Raw genomic sequence first — 18,680 nt, forward strand, 5'->3', positions numbered from 1 at the left:
ATACAATCTTCGATTTTTATACAATCAAAACTCAATAACCCTGTAAGTATTCAATTCAGCAATATGGGCTGTTTACTGAGCTCTATAACAAAGCTCAGTAAATAATTAAATTATTATATTTTTTTGATAAACAAAAATTAACGACAATTTAACACCCATTTCACTTCAAAAAATATGATATTAAACGATATTTAATCAATCTCACAACCATCCCACAGTTCCATCTAGCCAGCTTGAGCAATAAGCGCTATTGTTGTCCCAAATGAACGTACACGATGGATTTTGATTGTTTACCTATAATATCAACGGTAAAGCCAGCCGCTTTTTCACTTACGCAGATCTCATTAATTGTGGTGCAACCGCGCTCGAACATAATATTGAAAACCTGCCATTACAACCTGACACCTGGCGCGCCCTGAGTTTATTGGCCACCCAAATACTTGATCCAATCGTCGACCAATTTGGCCCTATTTCGCTCACCTATGGTTTTTGTTCACCCGAGCTTGTTAGAAAAATAGCTAAAAATCGTAATCCGCATATTGCCCCAAAGCTTGATCAACATTGCTCGCACGAACTCAATCAAAATCAAAAAATCATCTGCGATCGCCTAGGTGCCGCCTGTGACTTTACCCTAGTAAGCAGCAACAATGACCAACCGATTGATATGCAGCAAGTTGCACTATGGATGTGTGAAAACCTGAAATTTGATCGCCTGTACTACTACGGTAAAAATCGACCAATACACATCAGCATTGGCCCGCAAATGAATCAGTTTATACAAACCATGAAAACCAATGCCGAGACCGGCCATCGCGTACCGTCTAAAAAAGGCCGTGATGAAACGGCAATCGCGGTGATCCAGCAAGTGGGTTATTAACAGCAACACGAGGCTACATGGATAAACCTCAAACAGAAATAGATAAAACGTCGCAATGGCTAAACAGTAAAGACACCATGCGGCTGCTCAAAATATCTTCTTGTCATTTAATGCATATGCGCCAAGCTGGAAAAATTAAGCACAAAAAACAAGGCAACAGTTTTTGGTACTTAATCGAACAAAAGTAAACCTCGTTGAGATTTATCACCTAAACGAAATGGAAATACATTATGGATGCAGTTTTATTTAAAAAGCTTGTGACAACAATGCCGTTAGGGAAAAAATTACCCGACGCCCATTATTTACACCAGGACGGCCTCGCAGAAATAGATAAACAGCTCAGTGGTTTCATCATTGCGGTGAGTAATGCGTTAAAAATCCCACTCGACGATTGGCAAGTCATCAAGCTGAGTAAAGCTGAATTCAAATTATCACTCTTGTCATACCCTACTTTTTTTACCGAAGCCTACCCTGCACTTACGCAAAGCGTTACCGTTGATTTAAGTAAGCTTGAACATCGCATCACCCAATACTTGTCCAGCGACAATCCACCTATTCTGCATCGCAAAGAAACCATGTTGCCAAGCTCACATGCCAGTTATGATGAGTTTGAAGCCATTACCCAAGAAGGTGAAAATGCAGGCTTGTATACCAAAAGTCGCATGATAGGGTTTAAACAATCGTGGGAAAAAATAATCCAACAACACGGCTACGAACTCGTTGATGGACGGCTTTTTAGAAGTTCTAGTTTTGCATCTGAAAACGATGACAGCAGCAATATCGACAGACATAAAACTGCATTGGTAAGACACGACTTAAGCTCACCGATGAAGCATCTTGCCAAACAAAGTTATTTAAACGGTGATTACAGTGTATTTGATTATGGATGTGGTCGAGGGGACGATTTAAGAGAACTGCAAGCCCACGGTTTAGAAGCATTAGGCTGGGACCCTAACTTTTGCCCAGACGCTGACAAAGTGGAGTCCGACATTGTTAACATTGGTTTTGTCATTAACGTCATCGAAGATGCAATAGAAAGAACAGAAGCCATACGAGGCGCTTGGCATCTATCTAGAAAGTTATTGGTAGTGTCAGCCATGCTGGCAAACGACAGCTTTATCAGTCAATTTACGCCCTATAAAGACGGTGTCATTACCTCACGCAATACGTTTCAAAAATATTATGCCCAAGCAGAGCTAAAAGGTTATATCGAACGCACGTTAGACGAAAATGCTATCGCTGTTGCACCAGGCATTTATTATATTTTCCGTGACAAAATAGAAGAGCAACGCTTTTTAGCCAAGCGGCATCAACGCCATCACCAATGGCACCAAATAACCACACCGACACCAACATCCGAAGAACAAGCCAGATTACTATTCACTCAACATCAAACATTGTTAACCGCGTTTTGGGACAGATGTTTAGAGCTTGGCCGCTTACCAGTAGATGACGAGTTTGCCGAATCCGCCAACATTACAATGCATTTCGGTAATGCTAAAAAAGCCTTTAAATTACTGATACAAGTGCAAGGCGAATCAGCTGAACTCGAATTTGAACAAGCCATAGCCTTAAGGCGTGAAGACTTACTGGTATACTTTGCATTGAGTCAGTTCGAGCAACACAAAGGTTACAGTCGATTACCCGACGAGCAAAAACGCGACATCAAAATATTTTTTGATACTTATAAAGTCGCCATCAGCGAAGCCAAAGTATTGTTATTTGCCATCGCAGACACCCAGCTTATTGAACAAGCTTGTATCGACGCACACGACAACAAACTGCCTGCAAGTAAACTCAATAACGGTCACTCGCTTGAGTTCCATAAAAAATACTTAAGTTACCTGCCCGCATTACTGCGTGTCTATGTTGGCGCAGCAGTGCAACTGTATGGCGAACTCGATGAAATCGATCTAGTTAAAATCCATATCACTTCAGGTAAAGTCAGCTTTATGGGATACGATAATTTCGACACCAGCCCACTACCCACCTTACGCGAGCGCATTAAGGTGAAGATGTGGCAGCTCGATGTCGACTTTTTTGATTATGTGGAAGTGGATAAACGGCCGGTGTTGATGGATAAGCATTGTTATCTAGCAGATAACGATCCGTGTTATCAGAAGCAATTAATCTTCGAACAAAAACTACAAAATATGTTAATCAAGGAAACTGATGAACTAGCTAATTTATCATTACAATATATTGAATTTATTCTGAAAAAATTTAACAAGATAATCGTCAATCTCACAATAAAGTCTGGTAAAGTACAAAAATCTTAATGTGTTAAAACGGAAAACATAAATCCAAATGCTACCCAATGATCCAACGCTAGACATAGCGGCGTTTAGCAGAATTTTCAACAACACAACAAACTCATATAAACTACTTCTGTTCAAATCACTGTTAACTATCATAAGCTCAAAATTACATGTAAATGGTGTTATTGATAGCAAACAGCTCTCGACCCTTATTCTTGCTCATGCTTGGGTACCTTCTGTTTATTATAAACTCAACTTAGGCTCACAAGACCAAATGTATAAACATCTTTCTGTATTATCATTGTTGGATATTGATCTCGCGAGTAGCAGTAAAAATCATTTTGAATCGATTACAGACAAAATTAGCCTAAATAACAATGTAGCCATAACCAAAAAAATACTTAAATATGTCCCCTATAGACTGCTACAGCCCTTTTTTAGTAATGAATTACAAGAAGCAGATGATGCCATCAAAAATGCATTAACCACCAAACTCTCTTGTCTACATTTTGATGATAGATATCCAATTTATAAAATTGAACATTGTAAAACAGATAAGTTGGTTAAATTGACTATACATGCTCAATGGCTGCAATATATTAAGCAAAACTTTGCCATTATTTCAGGCTGGGTTGAACTGAATTGGGTACAATACCTACAAGCTAAAAATCCAAACACCCCAACTATCACTAGTAAAACTTGGCTTGATTTTGACCGCATATCATTAGTAAAACAAAGAAAATTTTGGGACGAGTACTTAGAAGACAATCAACATGAATGCATTTTTACTGGTGAAATATTAACTAAATCAAATTATGCATTAGACCATTTCATTCCTTGGACATATGTCGCACACAATCAATATTGGAACTTAATCCCCATCATAAGCAGCTGTAACTCATCAAAAAGTAACAAACTGCCCAATAAGACTTTTATTGATAGTTTCACATCAACTCATGTCCAAGTGATAACCTTCGCATTAAAAAACAATAATAAAGCCGTAATTGAAGACTATCTATGCACATTGCACTGCACGATAGATGATTTATCCAATGAAACCGAATTTAAACGAAAGCTTGCCGAGTTAATTGCTAACCTAATAGACTCCGCCGCACTTCAAGGATTTGAACAAAACTGGACTTGGAAGCAATCAGATGACTCAATTTTACAATCAGAATTCTAATAACTATTTCAATTCAACGGTCGATGCCGACATGTCCAGCGTGCAGGAAAAATTCTTAGCCTATATTCCTAAATACGGAAGTATTCTAGATGCAGGATGCGGCTCTGGTCGCGACACTAAATCTTTCATCGATATGGGGTTTAAGGTTACTGCATTTGATGCATCAAAATCACTTTGTTTACTCGCCGAAAATTACACCGACATTAAAGTAATCCACAGTACATTCATCGATTTCGCTCCACCAACCAAATTTGATGGCATTTGGGCTTGTGCGTCATTACTTCACGTACCTCGCCATGACTTGCTCAAAACAATAGAACATTTAGGGCGATTATTAATGCCTAATGGATATTTATATTGTTCATTTAAACTTGGCGAAGAAGATACAGAAAACGATGGTAGATTATTTAACAACCAAACGACCGATACTTTTCCACGCTATTTACCCAATTCATTCAAGGTAATAGAAATCTGGATTAGTGAAGACAGCACTAAACTTAATCGACAACAACAATGGTTAAATGTAATTCTCAAAAAATCGGCTTAATTCGATTTTTTTTACGATTTTTAGCTGTAGAATATCATCAGAATAATTTATCCTATGGCCTCTTTTCTGCTATTTAAAATGTTTAATCACGTCAACTCTTATCAAAATAACGTCAAATGTATAAAAAAAACCATAAATAACGTGAAATTTTCACGTCATTCGCTATAATTCACGTCAAATTTAACGTTAGGCTATCGTGATGAAAAGTGCACAAGACGGATATTGTTTTTCTTTCCCAGCAGTTAGAGGGATCCAGGCTGGAAAACCATTCTATATTGCTACTTGTCCATTAAGCACAATTCCAAAGATTTTCGTATTTGACGAAGATGAAGTGCCGCCAGAATTACGTGCACAGCGCACATTGAATAAAGCACGTATTCCTGAAATGGTGCGTTATCTTGTCGATAACCCTGACGACTATGTATTTTCTGCATTGACCGTATCGGTCGCATCAAGTGTTTCATTTGATGAAAGTGAGCATTCAGAATCATCAAATCTAGGCACTTTAAGAATCCCTATGAATGCACAGATTCTTATTAATGATGGTCAACATAGACGTGCAGCGATAGAAGCTGCTTTAAAAGAACGTCCCGAACTGGCATATGACAATATTCCAGTACTGTTTTTTGTAGATGAAGGCCTGACACGCAGCCAACAAATGTTTGCTGATCTGAACAAATATGCTGTTAAACCAAGCCCTTCACTGGCTGCACTTTACGATAGCCGTGATGAAAGCAGTGAACTTGCCAGATATTTAGCACAAAAGGTTAAGCCTTTTGCAGGTTTTACTGAAATGGAAAAATCCAGTATCAGTTCAAAAAGCGGGAAATTATTTACGTTAAGCAGTCTAAAGCAAGCTAATAGAGCGTTGTTTGGTAAAGGCATGAAAGACTGTTTTACTGAGCAAGAAAAACAACTAGCTGCAGAATTCTGGCAAGCTGTTTATGAATCAACGCCGGAATGGCAGATGGTCATCAATAAACAACTTGCTCCCTCTCAATTCCGTCAAGAATACGTTCATGCACATGGCGTCGGGTTGCATGCATTGGGATCATTAGGTTGTGCGCTAATTACTGCTCAACCTGACGAGTGGAAAGAAACAATCAAAAAACTAATAAACGTAGACTGGAAAAAGTCTAACCCAGTATGGGCCAATAGAAGCATGTTGCACGGTAAGCTAAGTAAAGCCGCAACCAATATCATGTTAACAACCAATGCTCTTAAGCATGTTCTATCTCTTTCGCTCACACCAGACGAGCGCGCCCTAGAAAATCAATACATACCAAATAGTGAGGCATCTAATGGCTGATTTATTCCAAGCCGATGCGCTAGATGATGAGCAGAACGACTATATTCATAAAGAATTTTTTGCTGGTTTCAAGCGATACAAAAATAGTGACACGCTCCCTGCTGAGCTGCATAAATATGACAAACTTGATGACGCATTAAAGCATCAAGTCAGCATGAACCTGTGTCGTGATTTGTTAAAAGAGCACGCCAATAAAGAAGGTTTTTTGCTTAAACACTTTATAGATGACGTGCAAAATGTTTATTGTGCCGATAATCGTCCATGGGTTATTGGTTACAGTGGTGGTAAAGATTCATCTGCAGTGGTCACATTAATATACTTAGCACTACTCGCGCTAGATGAAGCAAAACGCACTAAACCTATTTACGTAGTAGCCTCTGATACATTAGTGGAAACACCGCTCGTCGTTGATCACGTTAACCGCTCATTAGAACAAATTGGCAATCAAGCAAGACGTGATGGATTACCTATAACTACGCATAAAGTTGTGCCTAAGCCAGATCAATCTTTTTGGGCATGCCTTTTAGGTAAAGGTTATCCTGCCCCAACTCAAAGCTTCCGTTGGTGTACTGAGCGGATGAAAATTGATCCTGTCAGCAACTTCATTAAAGACAAAGTCTCTACCCATGATGAAGTCATCGTTGTGTTGGGGTCTCGTAGTCAAGAAAGTGCATCACGTGCACAGGTTATCGCCAAGCATAAAATTGAAAATACCCGCTTAGCCCGCCATACCACACTTGCAAATGCATTTATCTATACGCCTATTGATACATGGAGCATGGATGATGTATGGAAACTGCTACGGTCTTGTAGCCTTGAAGTAACTATATCCCCAATGGGTATAGGTAAAAAATGGGCTGACGAATATGAACTTGAATGGCAAACGCCATGGGGAGTTAATAATTTAACCCTCTGGAATCTTTATAAAGACTCATCTGATCAGGGTGAATGTCCAATGGTCATTGATGACAGTACTCCCTCTTGTGGTAATTCACGATTTGGCTGTTGGACATGTACCGTTGTCACTAAAGACCGAGCTATGGAAAGTTTAATAAAAAGTGGTGAAGAATGGATGCAGCCCCTTTTAACGTTTCGAAACAAGTTAGCTGAAACCAACATTCCAGCCAACAAAGAAATATACCGCAACTATAAACGCCGACAAGGTCGCGTAAACTATCAAAGAGTAAAAGAAGGCCAAGAGCTGTCTTCAGAGCGAGCTCATGTACCAGGTCCTTACTGGTTAAAGTATCGTAAAGAATGGCTAACCGAATTGTTAGTGCAACAGAAAAAATTTAATGAAGATGGCTACTCTGTCACGTTAGTCACTGAACCTGAATTACATGCAATACGCCAAGAATGGTTAAACGATCCCAATGAACCAGATTGGGCAGATTCGTTACCAACAATCTACCGAAATATTTACGGTAATGATCTCAAATGGGTCATCAACGACAACAGTAGTTTTGGTGAGGTTGAGGCTCAAATCCTGCAAGGACTTGGTCAGCAACACAACGTAGAACCAGAAATGGTTCAAAAGTTATTAGACCTCGAATTATCGCTTGAAGGGCTTAGCCGCCGTAGCGGCGTGTTCGACAAAATAGGCACCTTGCTCAAACAAGATTGGGGAACACTTGAACAGATTAAAGAAAAGCATACTGAGCTACAAAGTAAGTCTGCATTCGATATTCATAAAGATCAAATAGACAAATATGAAGCTGAAATACTCGCACTTGAAAAACAAACCAAGGTGGAATTCTAGATGATTATCAAAAGCTTGGTGATAAACAATTTTCGAGTATTTAGAGGCGTTCATGAAATAGACCTCGAACCGAGAGTACTTAATAAGCACCGAACAAAAGCAGCGCCAATTGTATTGTTTGGTGGTTTAAACGGTGCAGGTAAAACCTCCATTTTATCAGCCGTCCGTGTAGCACTATATGGTCGCGCAGCATTTGGCCGTGGGATGAACGCTGCTGAGTATCAAGCTCAGCTCGATGCGTTAATACACAAAGGCATTGGTATTAGTGATAACAAATCGTCTATCCAACTTATTTTTAGCCACAGTTTAAATGGTGTGGAAAACGAGTACCGTGTTACCCGTGGCTGGCAGCGTGGCCAAAAAGATAAGTTAGTATTAGAGCAAGACAATACTGAACTCAGCAGCATGAGTTACGATCAATGCCAAAGCTTCTTAAATGAATTAATCCCACCAGGAATTTCAGACTTATTTTTCTTCGATGGTGAAAAAATTGCCGAGCTAGCAGAAGATGATTCCGGTGAAGTGTTACAAACAGCCGTACGTCGATTATTAGGCATCGATGTGGCAGAAAGACTGAGAAACGATTTAGCGATATTTCTAAAACGACATGACGCTGCAGCAATGCCTGAAAATATTAAAGCGCAAATAGATAAACTTGAACTGCAACGCAAAGACGCAGAACATCAAGCCGTTGAGCTTGCGAACAAGTCAGCACTTTGCCGTGCAAGAATAGAATTAATTGGTGCAGATATAGCAAAAACTGAAAATGAATTATCTTCACGCGGTGGTGCCTGGGCGCAATCACGTGAACAAGAAAAAGCACATCAGTACGAACTTGATGCTGAACGCAAAGAATTAGAAAAAACCTTAAGAGCTGAAATCGAAGGGAACCTGCCCTTTGCACTAGCGCCAAAGGCATTACAGCAATTGTTAAATCAGCTTGAGGCCGAGAAAAAATCTAAACAAGTTGAACACTTTAATCATGAATTAACAGACTTCATGGCAGAGCTTGAACAAAAATTATCATTTGGATTATCCGACTCATTTGTAGCTATCCAAACAATAAAATCTTGCTTTGAAGAACGACAAGCAGCGCAAAACAATTCTGAGGTCTTGCTTGATATATCTGACCGAGAGTTTGATCAAGTTAATGCGCAGGTTAATAGTCGCGCAAGCGAATCGTATCAACGATTCGACATTGCCCGTAAACGCCTAGAAATAGTTGAAGAACAAATCGCTAACATTTCAATCAATATTGCGCGAGCACCAGAGCAAGAACAACTTGAAGAACAATTAGAACAACTTAAAAAATTCAACAGTCAACGCACTAGCGCGATTGTTGAATTTAAACAAACAACAGAAGAAGCCAAGCGTAAATACCGCGAAGCAATTGACTTTGCTCGCAAGGTTCAAAAACTACATGACAAACATAAAGTCGCCTCAACAGCAGAAGCCTCAGTATCTAATGCGCTTAATACCCATGCATTGCTTGCTGACTTTAGTGAGCAATTAACTGCGGTACGCGTTAAACAATTAGAAACTGAGTTCATTAAGAGTTACCAAAAGCTTGCCCGTAAAGAAGACTTAAAATTATCGGCTCGTATCAATACCCAAACCTTTGACGTTGAATTAATCGATGAAAACCAGCATGTGATCAACCGTAAAGGGTTATCTGCTGGTGAGAAACAGATTTACGCCATTGCGATATTAGAAGCTTTGGGTAAAACATCGGGTAAAAAACTACCGATCATTATCGATACCCCACTTGGCCGACTCGACTCGAAACACAGGGATAAGTTAATAGAGCATTATTTCCCAGAAGCCAGTCATCAGGTCATTATACTCTCTACAGATACTGAGATTGATGAGACCTATTTTGGTAGTGAATACCTTAGGGATGATATTTCCCACGCCTTTGAAATCCAATTTGATGGCAAGACTAAATCATCTAGCTTGAAAGAAGGTTATTTTTGGGAAGCACATACTCAGCAACAAAGTGCTAATCACGGCCAACAACACAAAAAAGTAGGAGCAAACTGATGCTGCCTAATCGCATGAATTTAACAAAACAGACCGAAGAACACTTAAAAAAGCTTAAGCAGTTTACGGGGATTTCACCCAACGTTTCAGCTCGTATTGCCTTTTTCAGGTCAATTGAATCAGGCTTTAAGTGCACTAATTCAGCCACTGTGAAATTAGACGGTGCTTTGGTGCTAGATAAAGTCACTTGGCTGGGTGAAACCCAGCTAGTGACCGAATTGATGATGAAATGGCACTATCCGGATTTAAAAGGAAGAGAACTCATGGCCGCGTGGGCGGCACATGTTGAGGATGGGATTGCGGCGATTAGAAATCATAAACAGCTTCTTGAACTTTCTAATACAATATTAAACTAAAGCTAATACGAATCAGGTTAAACTACTCCTCAAAGCCTTTTAAGCTTTAGGAGTAGAAATTAAAAATAAGATAAGCATCTGTTTAAATATTTTAGTTTAGGTTTAAGATCTTTTTATATGATTTAAATTCCTCATTTTTTATATTGAGCTCTTCAATAGTTTTTACACCAGTACCAATCAAAAGGACATTTCTAAGCCGCGTTCTTAGTTTGGTCTGAACACCAAAAAATTCATCAGTGAAATTAACTGAGGAAATAACATCAAATCGGTCAAAAAAGAAAGACTCGTTTAATTGCGAAATATCAAACTCATTACAACTAATTTTTAAATAATCAAAACAAGCATGTATTCCTAGCGTTTTTCTAAAGACGTCATAATTCCATAAAGTTTTATTTAATGCCGTAAAGAAATGATTAATTAGATCGTATAAAGTCTTATCTTTTTGTTCCAGATATAAATGTCTTAACGGTGATTTTGTTTTTATATCTGACAACATATTCCTACTTCTACCATCCTTAATAGTTTTGCTATGTAAGAGCTCACGATCTTGTTTAGGATTTGATGTAATTAAAGATAAAATACCATCAATTATAGATGCCATCGAAATAGAGCTCGTTGAAGTACTATTGATAACTCCAAGTTTTATCATCCCTTTTAATGGCGATTTATCATCACTCGCTAGTACTCTTGCAAAATAAACTGCTAAAGTCTCAGGAGACCAACTACTTGGCTCACCCTGTTCCATATCAAATTGAAAGAGATTATAAGCAAGGTTTTTATCGACTCTCTTTTGATTTATATTAATATTTGTAAAGATCCTTGCGTGATAGGCTAATGGTAGATCTATATAAACAGAACATAGTAACTCCATATTTTTAGCTTTTGAGTGTTCAAAACCAAAAACTCTATGCTGTCCATCAATAATAGAAGCTAACTTTTTCCCCGTGGGTATATTCAGATAATAAAACCCTTCACCATTATCTTCAATATCCCAACGTTCTTTTGTCGACTTAATTAAATTGCCATCTTCACTGTAATTAGCACCTAGAATAATTGAATTAGGAAAGCTTGCATCAACAGTTTCTGAATATCTTTTGATTTCAGCTAATCTTTTAGGTGTCCTAATCCTCTGATTTCCTCTAAGTTTACTTACAAGCCCACCAATGTATGAAATTGATTCATCATCTGAATCATCAAGAATTTCTGCCTTAATCGTATAGCATGTTTTTAATAAAATCTCAGCGGGGATAGACGCAACATAAAAAGAACCAAGCGGTTGGTCGACCTTAATAGCTGGTATTTTTAAAGGGAATTTAATCATTATTTCTTATCCACTATGTTTTGTACGTCTGCATCAGGATAGCCAGTTGGTGTTGAAGTTTTTATTTCGTCATGATCATCAAACCGTTCATCATTCACATTAGAAAATAAAAAAATAATAAGTGTTAAAATAGAACCAACTGTTACATACCATGAAAAACCTGTCCTATCAATCCAATAACCAATTAAGGTTAATAAAAGTGCAACAGCACCAATAATTAAACCCAATGCGGCCAAATTTGCTTTTTTATTCTTTGAGAAAAAACCTTCGATAGAAAGAGTACCTAATATAGCAACCGTATAGGTGAACAAGTTCTGACTTTCTAGCAGAGTTGCAGTTTCTGACTTATTCGCTAAATACGGCAACCATATACCAACGCCTCCAATAAGAATTATTCCAACAAGAAAAAATGCTATAAATGACAAACTATTCAAGGCGTTTGATAACCTTGAAAAGACTTCATCACCCAAGCCTTCCCATGAGCTTTTACGTTTTTTCACTTTTAGCTCCCAAACTATAATCATTCATGATAACGCCCCCTATAATTATTCTTCACTCAGCTTTATTACTATCAACTTGAACTTCATGTACCTTATATTCAAATTACAATTACACTAGCCTGATGAAAGGACTAAATAAATTTAATTTATATGTTCAAGATTAAACACATTATGCTTAGTACCATTTTTTATGAGTATTAGATACATATCAACTCCCAAAAAGCTTTATCTTTAATGCGCCTAATCTGCTTATCACCATCAATGTACAAACTGGTGTGTTTTTCTAACTCTCGGATGTTTTTCATCAAAAGCTCTTGCTCTGACTTGTCATCTTTATTGAATATACCTTTAATATCCTGGTTTTTTATTTGAGCAACGCGGTGAATTACCCAACTCAAAATGTAGGCAGAATAATCATTGTCACCGGTTTTAAAATGGGTAATGTCTTGAGTCGATAAGATAACCCCAACCCCGTATTCCCGACCTTCTTTAAGGATCTTGCGCAGGCTTGGGAAATTTTGCGACATAAAATTATCGGCTTCATCGACCAAGATCAGCTTAGTCACTTGTCTAAACTCACCTTGCACAACTGGTTTACCTTGTTTCTGCATTTGCGAATAAAACAGATCAAGGGTTAAGGCTACGATCAAATTTTGTATTTCTGGTGGATAACCCGCTAATTCGATGACCGTTACACCATCAATAAGCTCATATAAGCTATTCATGTTTTCAGGCTGGTCTTCAAAGATTTTAAAGCGAGCTAATTTTGACAGTGCAGCATATAAAGAGTCTTCTTCAACTTTATCTTGAGCCAGAAAGATTTGCCAAATATCTTCAACCGTTGGTGCTGGTTTAGTCCAGGTTGATGGCGATTCAGGTCTAATACCTGCTAACTCATAAGCTTCTAGGATAATATTTTCTAGTTTAAGCTGCTGACGTGGGCCTAATCCGTAAGCCTTCGACATAGTTTCTGAAAAACCAGCGGCTGTATGAATAGGTAACATTGGCGTATCGCCAAATAAACTTAGCGGGTTATAAGGCAGTTTAAATAATTTGTACTTTTTGCCATTAGTCGCGTTAATAAACTTGTCGTCAACATAATCTGATTTGTAATCGAAGATTAAAATACCAATGGGTTTACCATCAACATTGTTATGCTGATTACGATAAAGCTGAGTAACAACCGACTTGGTACACTGCGTCTTACCCGTACCCATGGTGCCGATAATTCCTGAGTTGGTGTTCATAAATTTCGCTGTATTCGTTGGCTCCCAATACACAGGTTTATTACTGGGTAACTCATGCCCGACTAACACTTTTAATGAGTCAGTCGCTATTGGCTTTTCTACAACAATTGATGGGGATTTTTCAGCGACTCCCTGTAATGCATTAACTAGTTTTTCGTTATCTGAATAATCGACATCAACTAACTCTATGACTTCAGCTTTTACATTACTCCTTGGTAAGACTTCCCCTGTTAGAATATATTTTTCAGGGATGTAACAAAGCTCACTACTTTGAATATTCGCTAATAAGCTTTGTAGTGGCGTGCTGATAAAACGGTTTAAATTGGCACTTGGCAGGCTAATCTGCAAAATATCATCTTCAATAGTGAAATCTTCTTTGGCGTAATCTGCATTTTCAAAAAATGCCATCACAAAACCTTGAGGATAATCAGCTAAATCGGCTACCGCATAATCACCTTGTAACCACCACTCACGATTGCTTTGAAGTTTGCTGAAATGGTCACTTTCATAAACCTTGTACAGTTCAAACTTATCAACTTGCATTAGAATCTGGCGTACAAATAGACCACGGTATAAATGGCCAGCTAAATCATTACGGCCAAATAGATTCTCCACCAAATAGCGCTTAAGCTCTTTAGCTTGCTGTATCCCTTTAGCGTGGGTACGTTTTTGGCCAATCTTAACTTCTAGCGGTAACAAGTAGATATGCTGTCCTTTAAAACCAACAAACAACACATCATCAGAAATAGCACCACTTTTATAACCCTGAGAAAAACGAGAAAACTCACTTTCGCTCATTTTCAAACCAATGTTACCGGCGACACGCAGCATTTCGGCAACACTCATTGGTACCCAGGTAATGTCACTTTGGTGTAATAAACAATTCACGTATTTGTAAGCACCAATAATGCTTTTTTTCTCTTTACGTTCGTTATCATTACAGGTGATCATTTTTAATAACCACTCACCATTAAATGAATTGAACTCATCTATTAGGCCTTTGACACCTTGGGACAATACTTGATCATACAAATCGCGTCGTTTAGTGACGGTTATCGCATCATAATTAGCAGAGTTAGAAAAGTTATCTGAATAATGAATAAGCACTGCATCTTTTTGTGATTTAAAGAAATCCAGCGTGACTTTAGGATCGATAATCACGGTCCACACTGAGTTTTCATAAACCTCTTCTAAAAGCTCAGTTAACTTACCGGCGACTTTTAGTGCTAGGCCATTATTTTTTTCGTACTTTTGCCCGCACCACGCTGCTTTGGCTAGATTATTAAAGTGGCTACTAAGCCTAAGGCTTGGCGTGTCATCAATATCAAGTTTGCTTAAACCGTAGGTAGTAAAATAAGTATTTTGCTCATCGTATGCGGTTTCACCAGCGAGTAAACCATGACAGGCAACACCTGTTTTCTCGGTGAGCACGTCGACAGGAATGGGCACTACGCTGGTATCATTTCTAACAAAACTGATGTGAGCATAATTAAAGCTAGTCACATCGTCAGCTATTTTAAATTTACTGTAGGTAATCCTATTTTTAAGCATGTCTGCGATAGCATCTGCTTTGTCTTTTTCACTTCCTAACTCAGCGAGGTCTTTTAACTCGTCGTAACTAGGCGCATCTGCAAATTCATCAAAGTAGGTGCGTTGCAGTTTTTTGTCATAAATATTTACGTGTACTCTGTTAGCATTTTCTGGAGATTTCTTTTTAAAGTAATCAACCAGGCCTAAAAACAAAGAGGTGTTATCGGCATTATTTATCGAGTTGATATAAAGCGTTTCTTTGCTGCCTTTACTGAATAACACATCAAAAGCTTTAGTAAATTCGTTGGTTTTTTGCCTAACCAATGGTCGTACATAACTTAAACTCACATCTTTATTGGCAACTAAATTACACCACATGCGGTTTTCAGGTACTGCTTGATTATAGGCAAATCCGTCTTTAACATGCCACACGAAAGGAAGAAGCCCTTCTGCATTTAAACGTTTTATTGTCGCCCTTGGTAATGTACTAAAGCTATCATCTTCATCATTACTTGCCTTACTGACTAACTGTGCAAAATAGGCCAGGCTCAACGGATGATATGGTGTAATGTATTCTTGGCTTTCAAACTCAGCAATACCGATATTAACCAGCATAATCGCCTCTGATGACAACAAGGCTTTAGTCTCTAGCTGGTCAACTTCTTGCAGGTAACAATCCACTATAGTATTGACCAATTGAAGAAATTCTGGCCCCCAAGAGCAAGTGCTAATTAATGCTTTTCTATGGTCTAGATAATCAAATAAATCGGTGTAGGCTACATATAATGCATTAAACGGTGATTGCAGATAGTCGAGTTTTACTTCTGGCCTTTTGCCAACTTGGGTTGCTAGTGTACGATTGTCTTGTAATTGGGCTTCCCAGTTGAGTAATTTTTTACGATCACCATTTGGCGTTAGGTCTTTGCCATCAATAACGACTTTCTCTTTAGCTCTGTTATACAGCCCATTAAAGTCATCGTTGTATAAACGGTTAAACAAATTGGTGTCTAATACTAACGGAAGGCCAAGTGTGTCTGACGAAACCGCACCATCCACCTCGAAATTTAATATGCATTCACCACTTTGCACTGCAAAAGTGAGACTGTCAGTTTCATTGGCAAATTCTGAAAAATCAATTGTTTGAATCTGGTTTACGGCAAACGTTTGATTAGATTGCGTGACCTTCGTAGTGGTACCTTGCTCTGAAATTTGTAAAGTACCAGCATTGGTTTGCAATGTGATAAGTTCTTTACGTGGAGCAAGAATAAAACTATCCGCTAAATCATCTAGATAAAAATAGCCTTTTGGTATGACTAGTACGCGATATTTAAACCGCTCTTGTGGCTTTTCTCTTTTAAAATCAACACTAAAATACATTGGTTGCTTGTCAAAAACACCGACAATTTCTACAATACTGTGTTTTTGCGATCGATTATTTACGTCGAGTACAATGGGTTCTTTAGTATGTTGTAATTTAAGTTCATTTTTTTGAATTTTACCGCCGGTGAAATAAGCTTCAATTTTGAAATTTTTTGTATCGTCTGGCATTTCAATAATTAAATGACGCTCTTTTTTATTTTCTCGCGCTTTAAAACTAAGACCTTCGATCGTTTCTTTTTCAAATGAGAGCAAGTTTTCTTTGTTTGTCCGGCGCTCTTTAATTATTTCACCAAAATCAAGGTCAGCCAGATTGGCATCATCACCAAAATGTTTGAGGACGAATTTTTCACCAAGATCTAAATCGCCTAGTTTTTCGACTAGCTCTTGTGGATATTTTTCAACTATCTCACTGATGTTCTGATACAACTGATGATTTTCAGATAATCGCTTATCTATTTGTGCTGTATCATCCCACTTAGCGATAGTATTATCGTTAAAAAGGCCTAACTCACTAAATTGAATGACACCATCGTCAAGTGCCTCAAAAAGCTCGGTAAAACCGAACATTGTTGCGCCATCTTCAATAATCAGTTTAAAACGATGATCAAGTAAACATTGTGATATTTGATCGGTTCCATTTATGGATGTGATCAATTCACTGAGTGATTGCTTAATTGTTGATGGGTGCCAAACTTCGCCTGGCTTACCTAAATCTCGAGCAGAATTGATAAGCGTATCTAGGTATGAATTATGTACGACGAGCAATACACAGTCACCCAATTGACCATCTTGGCTAGACACCAAATCGCGCAAGTGGGAAATAAAGTTTTCACTTAAACCATTTTCGGTTTCGCTGTGTACTACGGGAATAAGCTTTTTATCAGCAAATTGTATCGCCTGAAACTGTTGGTCAATATCAGATGTCACAATTGACACTGTGGTATCAGTAACTCGTAGCAAGGCTTCGTATAGCTTTTGACTGTTAGTGCTGTCAGGCGAGCGAAATTGAAAACGACTTTCACCCTCAAAACCTTTTTTGGCCCACTTACAAAAGTGTTCGACTAAAAAGTCTTCATATTGTTTTTCTGACATATACTGCATCTCCGCTGTCACTCATTCTTTCTACGTTACCCATGCGTTCGAATAGCTCGACTAAACACACTTCACTGCTTTTATCAAAAAAGACACCGCGACTTTGAAATTCTTTTAGAAGCTCATGAAGCCTTATTTTATCTCGATTACCGATAGCGATATTGGTTAGCAGTAAGAGATAGTCTTGGTTTAATACAAGGTATGAACCAGCGCGCTTTCGCCCTTGTTCAAACGGTCTTATTAGGGTTTCTCGTGTTGCTTTAACAAAGTTATTGAAAGCCGTTTCTCTTGTTGAGCCTTTTTTAAATTGCTCAGTGAATAATTTTGCCAATGTCGTTAACGCATCACTGTTGCTGCTAGCTGGCTGAAGTCTTTCTATTAATTTTCTATCTTCATGAAAGCTTTCGGCATAGTTGTTAAGCACATCAATATCAGCGGCAGTGATTTCTGTAAAGAGTTGCCAAAACGGTAACACCACGTCTTTTGTATCTTGAAGACTTTCATTTAGCGCTAGATAAGGAAATAACGCATAACTAGCTTCAATAACTTGTTTATGACCATGTAATTGTAATTTGGTACGTTCTTTACTGGCTTTTTCACTGTCTAAGATGAAGTAGCAGTCTTTAACGGACGGCGCTTTTGCCCAACCTTTTATGTTTAGCGATAATTGCGCCGTGTAAAGAAATCCATATAGCTTTAAAAACGATTTAATGTTTTGTAAAAAATGTTCAGGATGACTGACTAAAAAGTGTAAATCTTTTTGGAATAACTCACTCAGATACGGCAAATATGGTATGTGCTGCTTGGATATTTTTTTGCTCACACGAGTCACTTGTGGCGAGTCAAAAACCGCTTTTATTTCTTTCTCTAAGAAGTTGAGATGTACTGATGGTGGTTTATTTAATTGCATACTGCCCATTAAATTAACCAAAAGAGTCGTTAAGCGCTCATCACCTGCATTACTACTTTCAGGATTTAAGACTTTTAATGCCTGCATTTCGGGGGCAATATTTAAAATTTGATGATTATCAAAGTACATTTTCTCAATGATGTGCCAAAACGGCTCTCCATCAAGTTTATTCGTTAATCGGGTCTTACAAAGTAGCTTAAAGTCATCGAGGTTTTTAATCGATTTTTCAAGCTCAAGGTTGTGTAAGGCCTTAATAAAAAATCCAACGACTGTATCCCAATCATATTTGTTATTGGCGCTATTGGCAGACACAGGGAAGAAACTAGCCGCACTATTATTTTTAGGTTGTAGGTCTTTTTGTAATGGCATTG

The 18,680-nt window shown here is 38.2% G+C and carries 13 protein-coding genes; 9 read left to right on the forward strand and 4 right to left on the reverse strand.

The window, feature by feature from the left end; all coding sequences use genetic code 11:
- Positions 1-286 precede the first annotated feature (286 nt).
- From H5125_RS02620 to dndE, 9 genes are all read left to right on the forward strand, one after another.
- Complete coding sequence (locus H5125_RS02620; protein ID WP_182743465.1) at positions 287-877, forward strand: hypothetical protein; 591 nt, start codon at positions 287-289, stop codon at positions 875-877.
- Between the two features lie 17 nt (positions 878-894).
- Entirely contained in the window at positions 895-1,065 is a 171-nt protein-coding gene (locus tag H5125_RS02625) for a hypothetical protein (RefSeq protein ID WP_182743466.1), read from the forward strand.
- A gap of 42 nt (positions 1,066-1,107) precedes the next feature.
- Entirely contained in the window at positions 1,108-3,156 is a 2,049-nt protein-coding gene (locus H5125_RS02630) for a DNA phosphorothioation-associated putative methyltransferase (RefSeq protein WP_182743467.1), read from the forward strand.
- Positions 3,157-3,409: 253 nt separating this feature from the next.
- Complete coding sequence (locus H5125_RS02635) at positions 3,410-4,318, forward strand: HNH endonuclease domain-containing protein (RefSeq protein WP_182743468.1); 909 nt, start codon at positions 3,410-3,412, stop codon at positions 4,316-4,318.
- A complete protein-coding gene (locus H5125_RS02640) occupies positions 4,290-4,865 on the forward strand; it encodes a bifunctional 2-polyprenyl-6-hydroxyphenol methylase/3-demethylubiquinol 3-O-methyltransferase UbiG (protein ID WP_182743469.1) in 576 nt (191 codons plus the stop codon). The genes H5125_RS02635 and H5125_RS02640 overlap by 29 nt, the downstream gene beginning before the upstream one ends.
- Positions 4,866-5,064: 199 nt before the next feature.
- Positions 5,065-6,174 carry a DNA sulfur modification protein DndB gene (dndB, locus tag H5125_RS02645; RefSeq protein ID WP_182743470.1) on the forward strand — a complete coding sequence of 370 codons (1,110 nt, stop codon included), beginning with the start codon at positions 5,065-5,067 and terminating at the stop codon, positions 6,172-6,174.
- Positions 6,167-7,933: a DNA phosphorothioation system sulfurtransferase DndC gene (locus tag H5125_RS02650; RefSeq protein WP_220487205.1), complete on the forward strand. Its 1,767-nt coding sequence runs from the start codon at positions 6,167-6,169 to the stop codon at positions 7,931-7,933. Before dndB ends, H5125_RS02650 begins: the two co-directional genes overlap by 8 nt.
- On the forward strand, positions 7,934-9,973 hold the full coding sequence (gene dndD / locus H5125_RS02655) for a DNA sulfur modification protein DndD (protein ID WP_182743471.1): 2,040 nt from the start codon (positions 7,934-7,936) through the stop codon (positions 9,971-9,973). It begins immediately after the preceding gene.
- Complete coding sequence (gene dndE, locus H5125_RS02660) at positions 9,973-10,329, forward strand: DNA sulfur modification protein DndE (protein WP_182743472.1); 357 nt, start codon at positions 9,973-9,975, stop codon at positions 10,327-10,329. The genes dndD and dndE overlap by 1 nt, the downstream gene beginning before the upstream one ends.
- A 91-nt stretch (positions 10,330-10,420) precedes the next feature.
- Here dndE and H5125_RS02665 read toward each other — a convergent pair whose 3' ends face one another.
- The 4 genes from H5125_RS02665 to dptG form a co-directional block, all read right to left on the reverse strand.
- Positions 10,421-11,650, reverse strand: a complete 1,230-nt coding sequence (locus tag H5125_RS02665) for a DGQHR domain-containing protein (protein WP_182743473.1) — start codon at positions 11,648-11,650, stop codon at positions 10,421-10,423.
- Positions 11,650-12,150, reverse strand: a complete 501-nt coding sequence (locus H5125_RS02670; protein ID WP_182743474.1) for a hypothetical protein — start codon at positions 12,148-12,150, stop codon at positions 11,650-11,652. The genes H5125_RS02665 and H5125_RS02670 overlap by 1 nt, the downstream gene beginning before the upstream one ends.
- A gap of 197 nt (positions 12,151-12,347) precedes the next feature.
- Positions 12,348-17,399 carry a DNA phosphorothioation-dependent restriction protein DptH gene (dptH, locus tag H5125_RS02675; protein WP_182743475.1) on the reverse strand — a complete coding sequence of 1,684 codons (5,052 nt, stop codon included), beginning with the start codon at positions 17,397-17,399 and terminating at the stop codon, positions 12,348-12,350.
- The gene (gene dptG / locus H5125_RS02680; protein WP_182743476.1) at positions 17,380-18,678 is read right to left on the reverse strand and encodes a DNA phosphorothioation-dependent restriction protein DptG; all 1,299 of its coding nucleotides are present in this window, start codon (positions 18,676-18,678) and stop codon (positions 17,380-17,382) included. Before dptG ends, dptH begins: the two co-directional genes overlap by 20 nt.
- Positions 18,679-18,680: the final 2 nt, after the last annotated feature.

Origin of the sequence: Shewanella sp. SR44-4 (genome assembly GCF_014163715.1) — a bacterium.
In the GTDB taxonomy this organism is placed as follows: Bacteria; Pseudomonadota; Gammaproteobacteria; order Enterobacterales; family Shewanellaceae; genus Shewanella.

Bases quoted from the DNA above. Each gene is read 5' to 3' on its own strand.
- H5125_RS02625 (WP_182743466.1), top strand. From the start codon at position 895: ATGGATAAACCTCAAACAGAAATAGATAAAACGTCGCAATGGCTAAAC.
- H5125_RS02630 (WP_182743467.1), top strand. From the start codon at position 1,108: ATGGATGCAGTTTTATTTAAAAAGCTTGTGACAACAATGCCGTTAGGG.
- H5125_RS02635 (WP_182743468.1), top strand. From the start codon at position 3,410: ATGTATAAACATCTTTCTGTATTATCATTGTTGGATATTGATCTCGCG.
- H5125_RS02640 (WP_182743469.1), top strand. From the start codon at position 4,290: ATGACTCAATTTTACAATCAGAATTCTAATAACTATTTCAATTCAACG.
- dndB (WP_182743470.1), top strand. From the start codon at position 5,065: ATGAAAAGTGCACAAGACGGATATTGTTTTTCTTTCCCAGCAGTTAGA.
- H5125_RS02650 (WP_220487205.1), top strand. From the start codon at position 6,167: ATGGCTGATTTATTCCAAGCCGATGCGCTAGATGATGAGCAGAACGAC.
- dndD (WP_182743471.1), top strand. From the start codon at position 7,934: ATGATTATCAAAAGCTTGGTGATAAACAATTTTCGAGTATTTAGAGGC.
- dndE (WP_182743472.1), top strand. From the start codon at position 9,973: ATGCTGCCTAATCGCATGAATTTAACAAAACAGACCGAAGAACACTTA.
- H5125_RS02665 (WP_182743473.1), bottom strand. From the start codon at position 11,650: ATGATTAAATTCCCTTTAAAAATACCAGCTATTAAGGTCGACCAACCG.
- dptH (WP_182743475.1), bottom strand. From the start codon at position 17,399: ATGTCAGAAAAACAATATGAAGACTTTTTAGTCGAACACTTTTGTAAG.
- dptG (WP_182743476.1), bottom strand. From the start codon at position 18,678: ATGCCATTACAAAAAGACCTACAACCTAAAAATAATAGTGCGGCTAGT.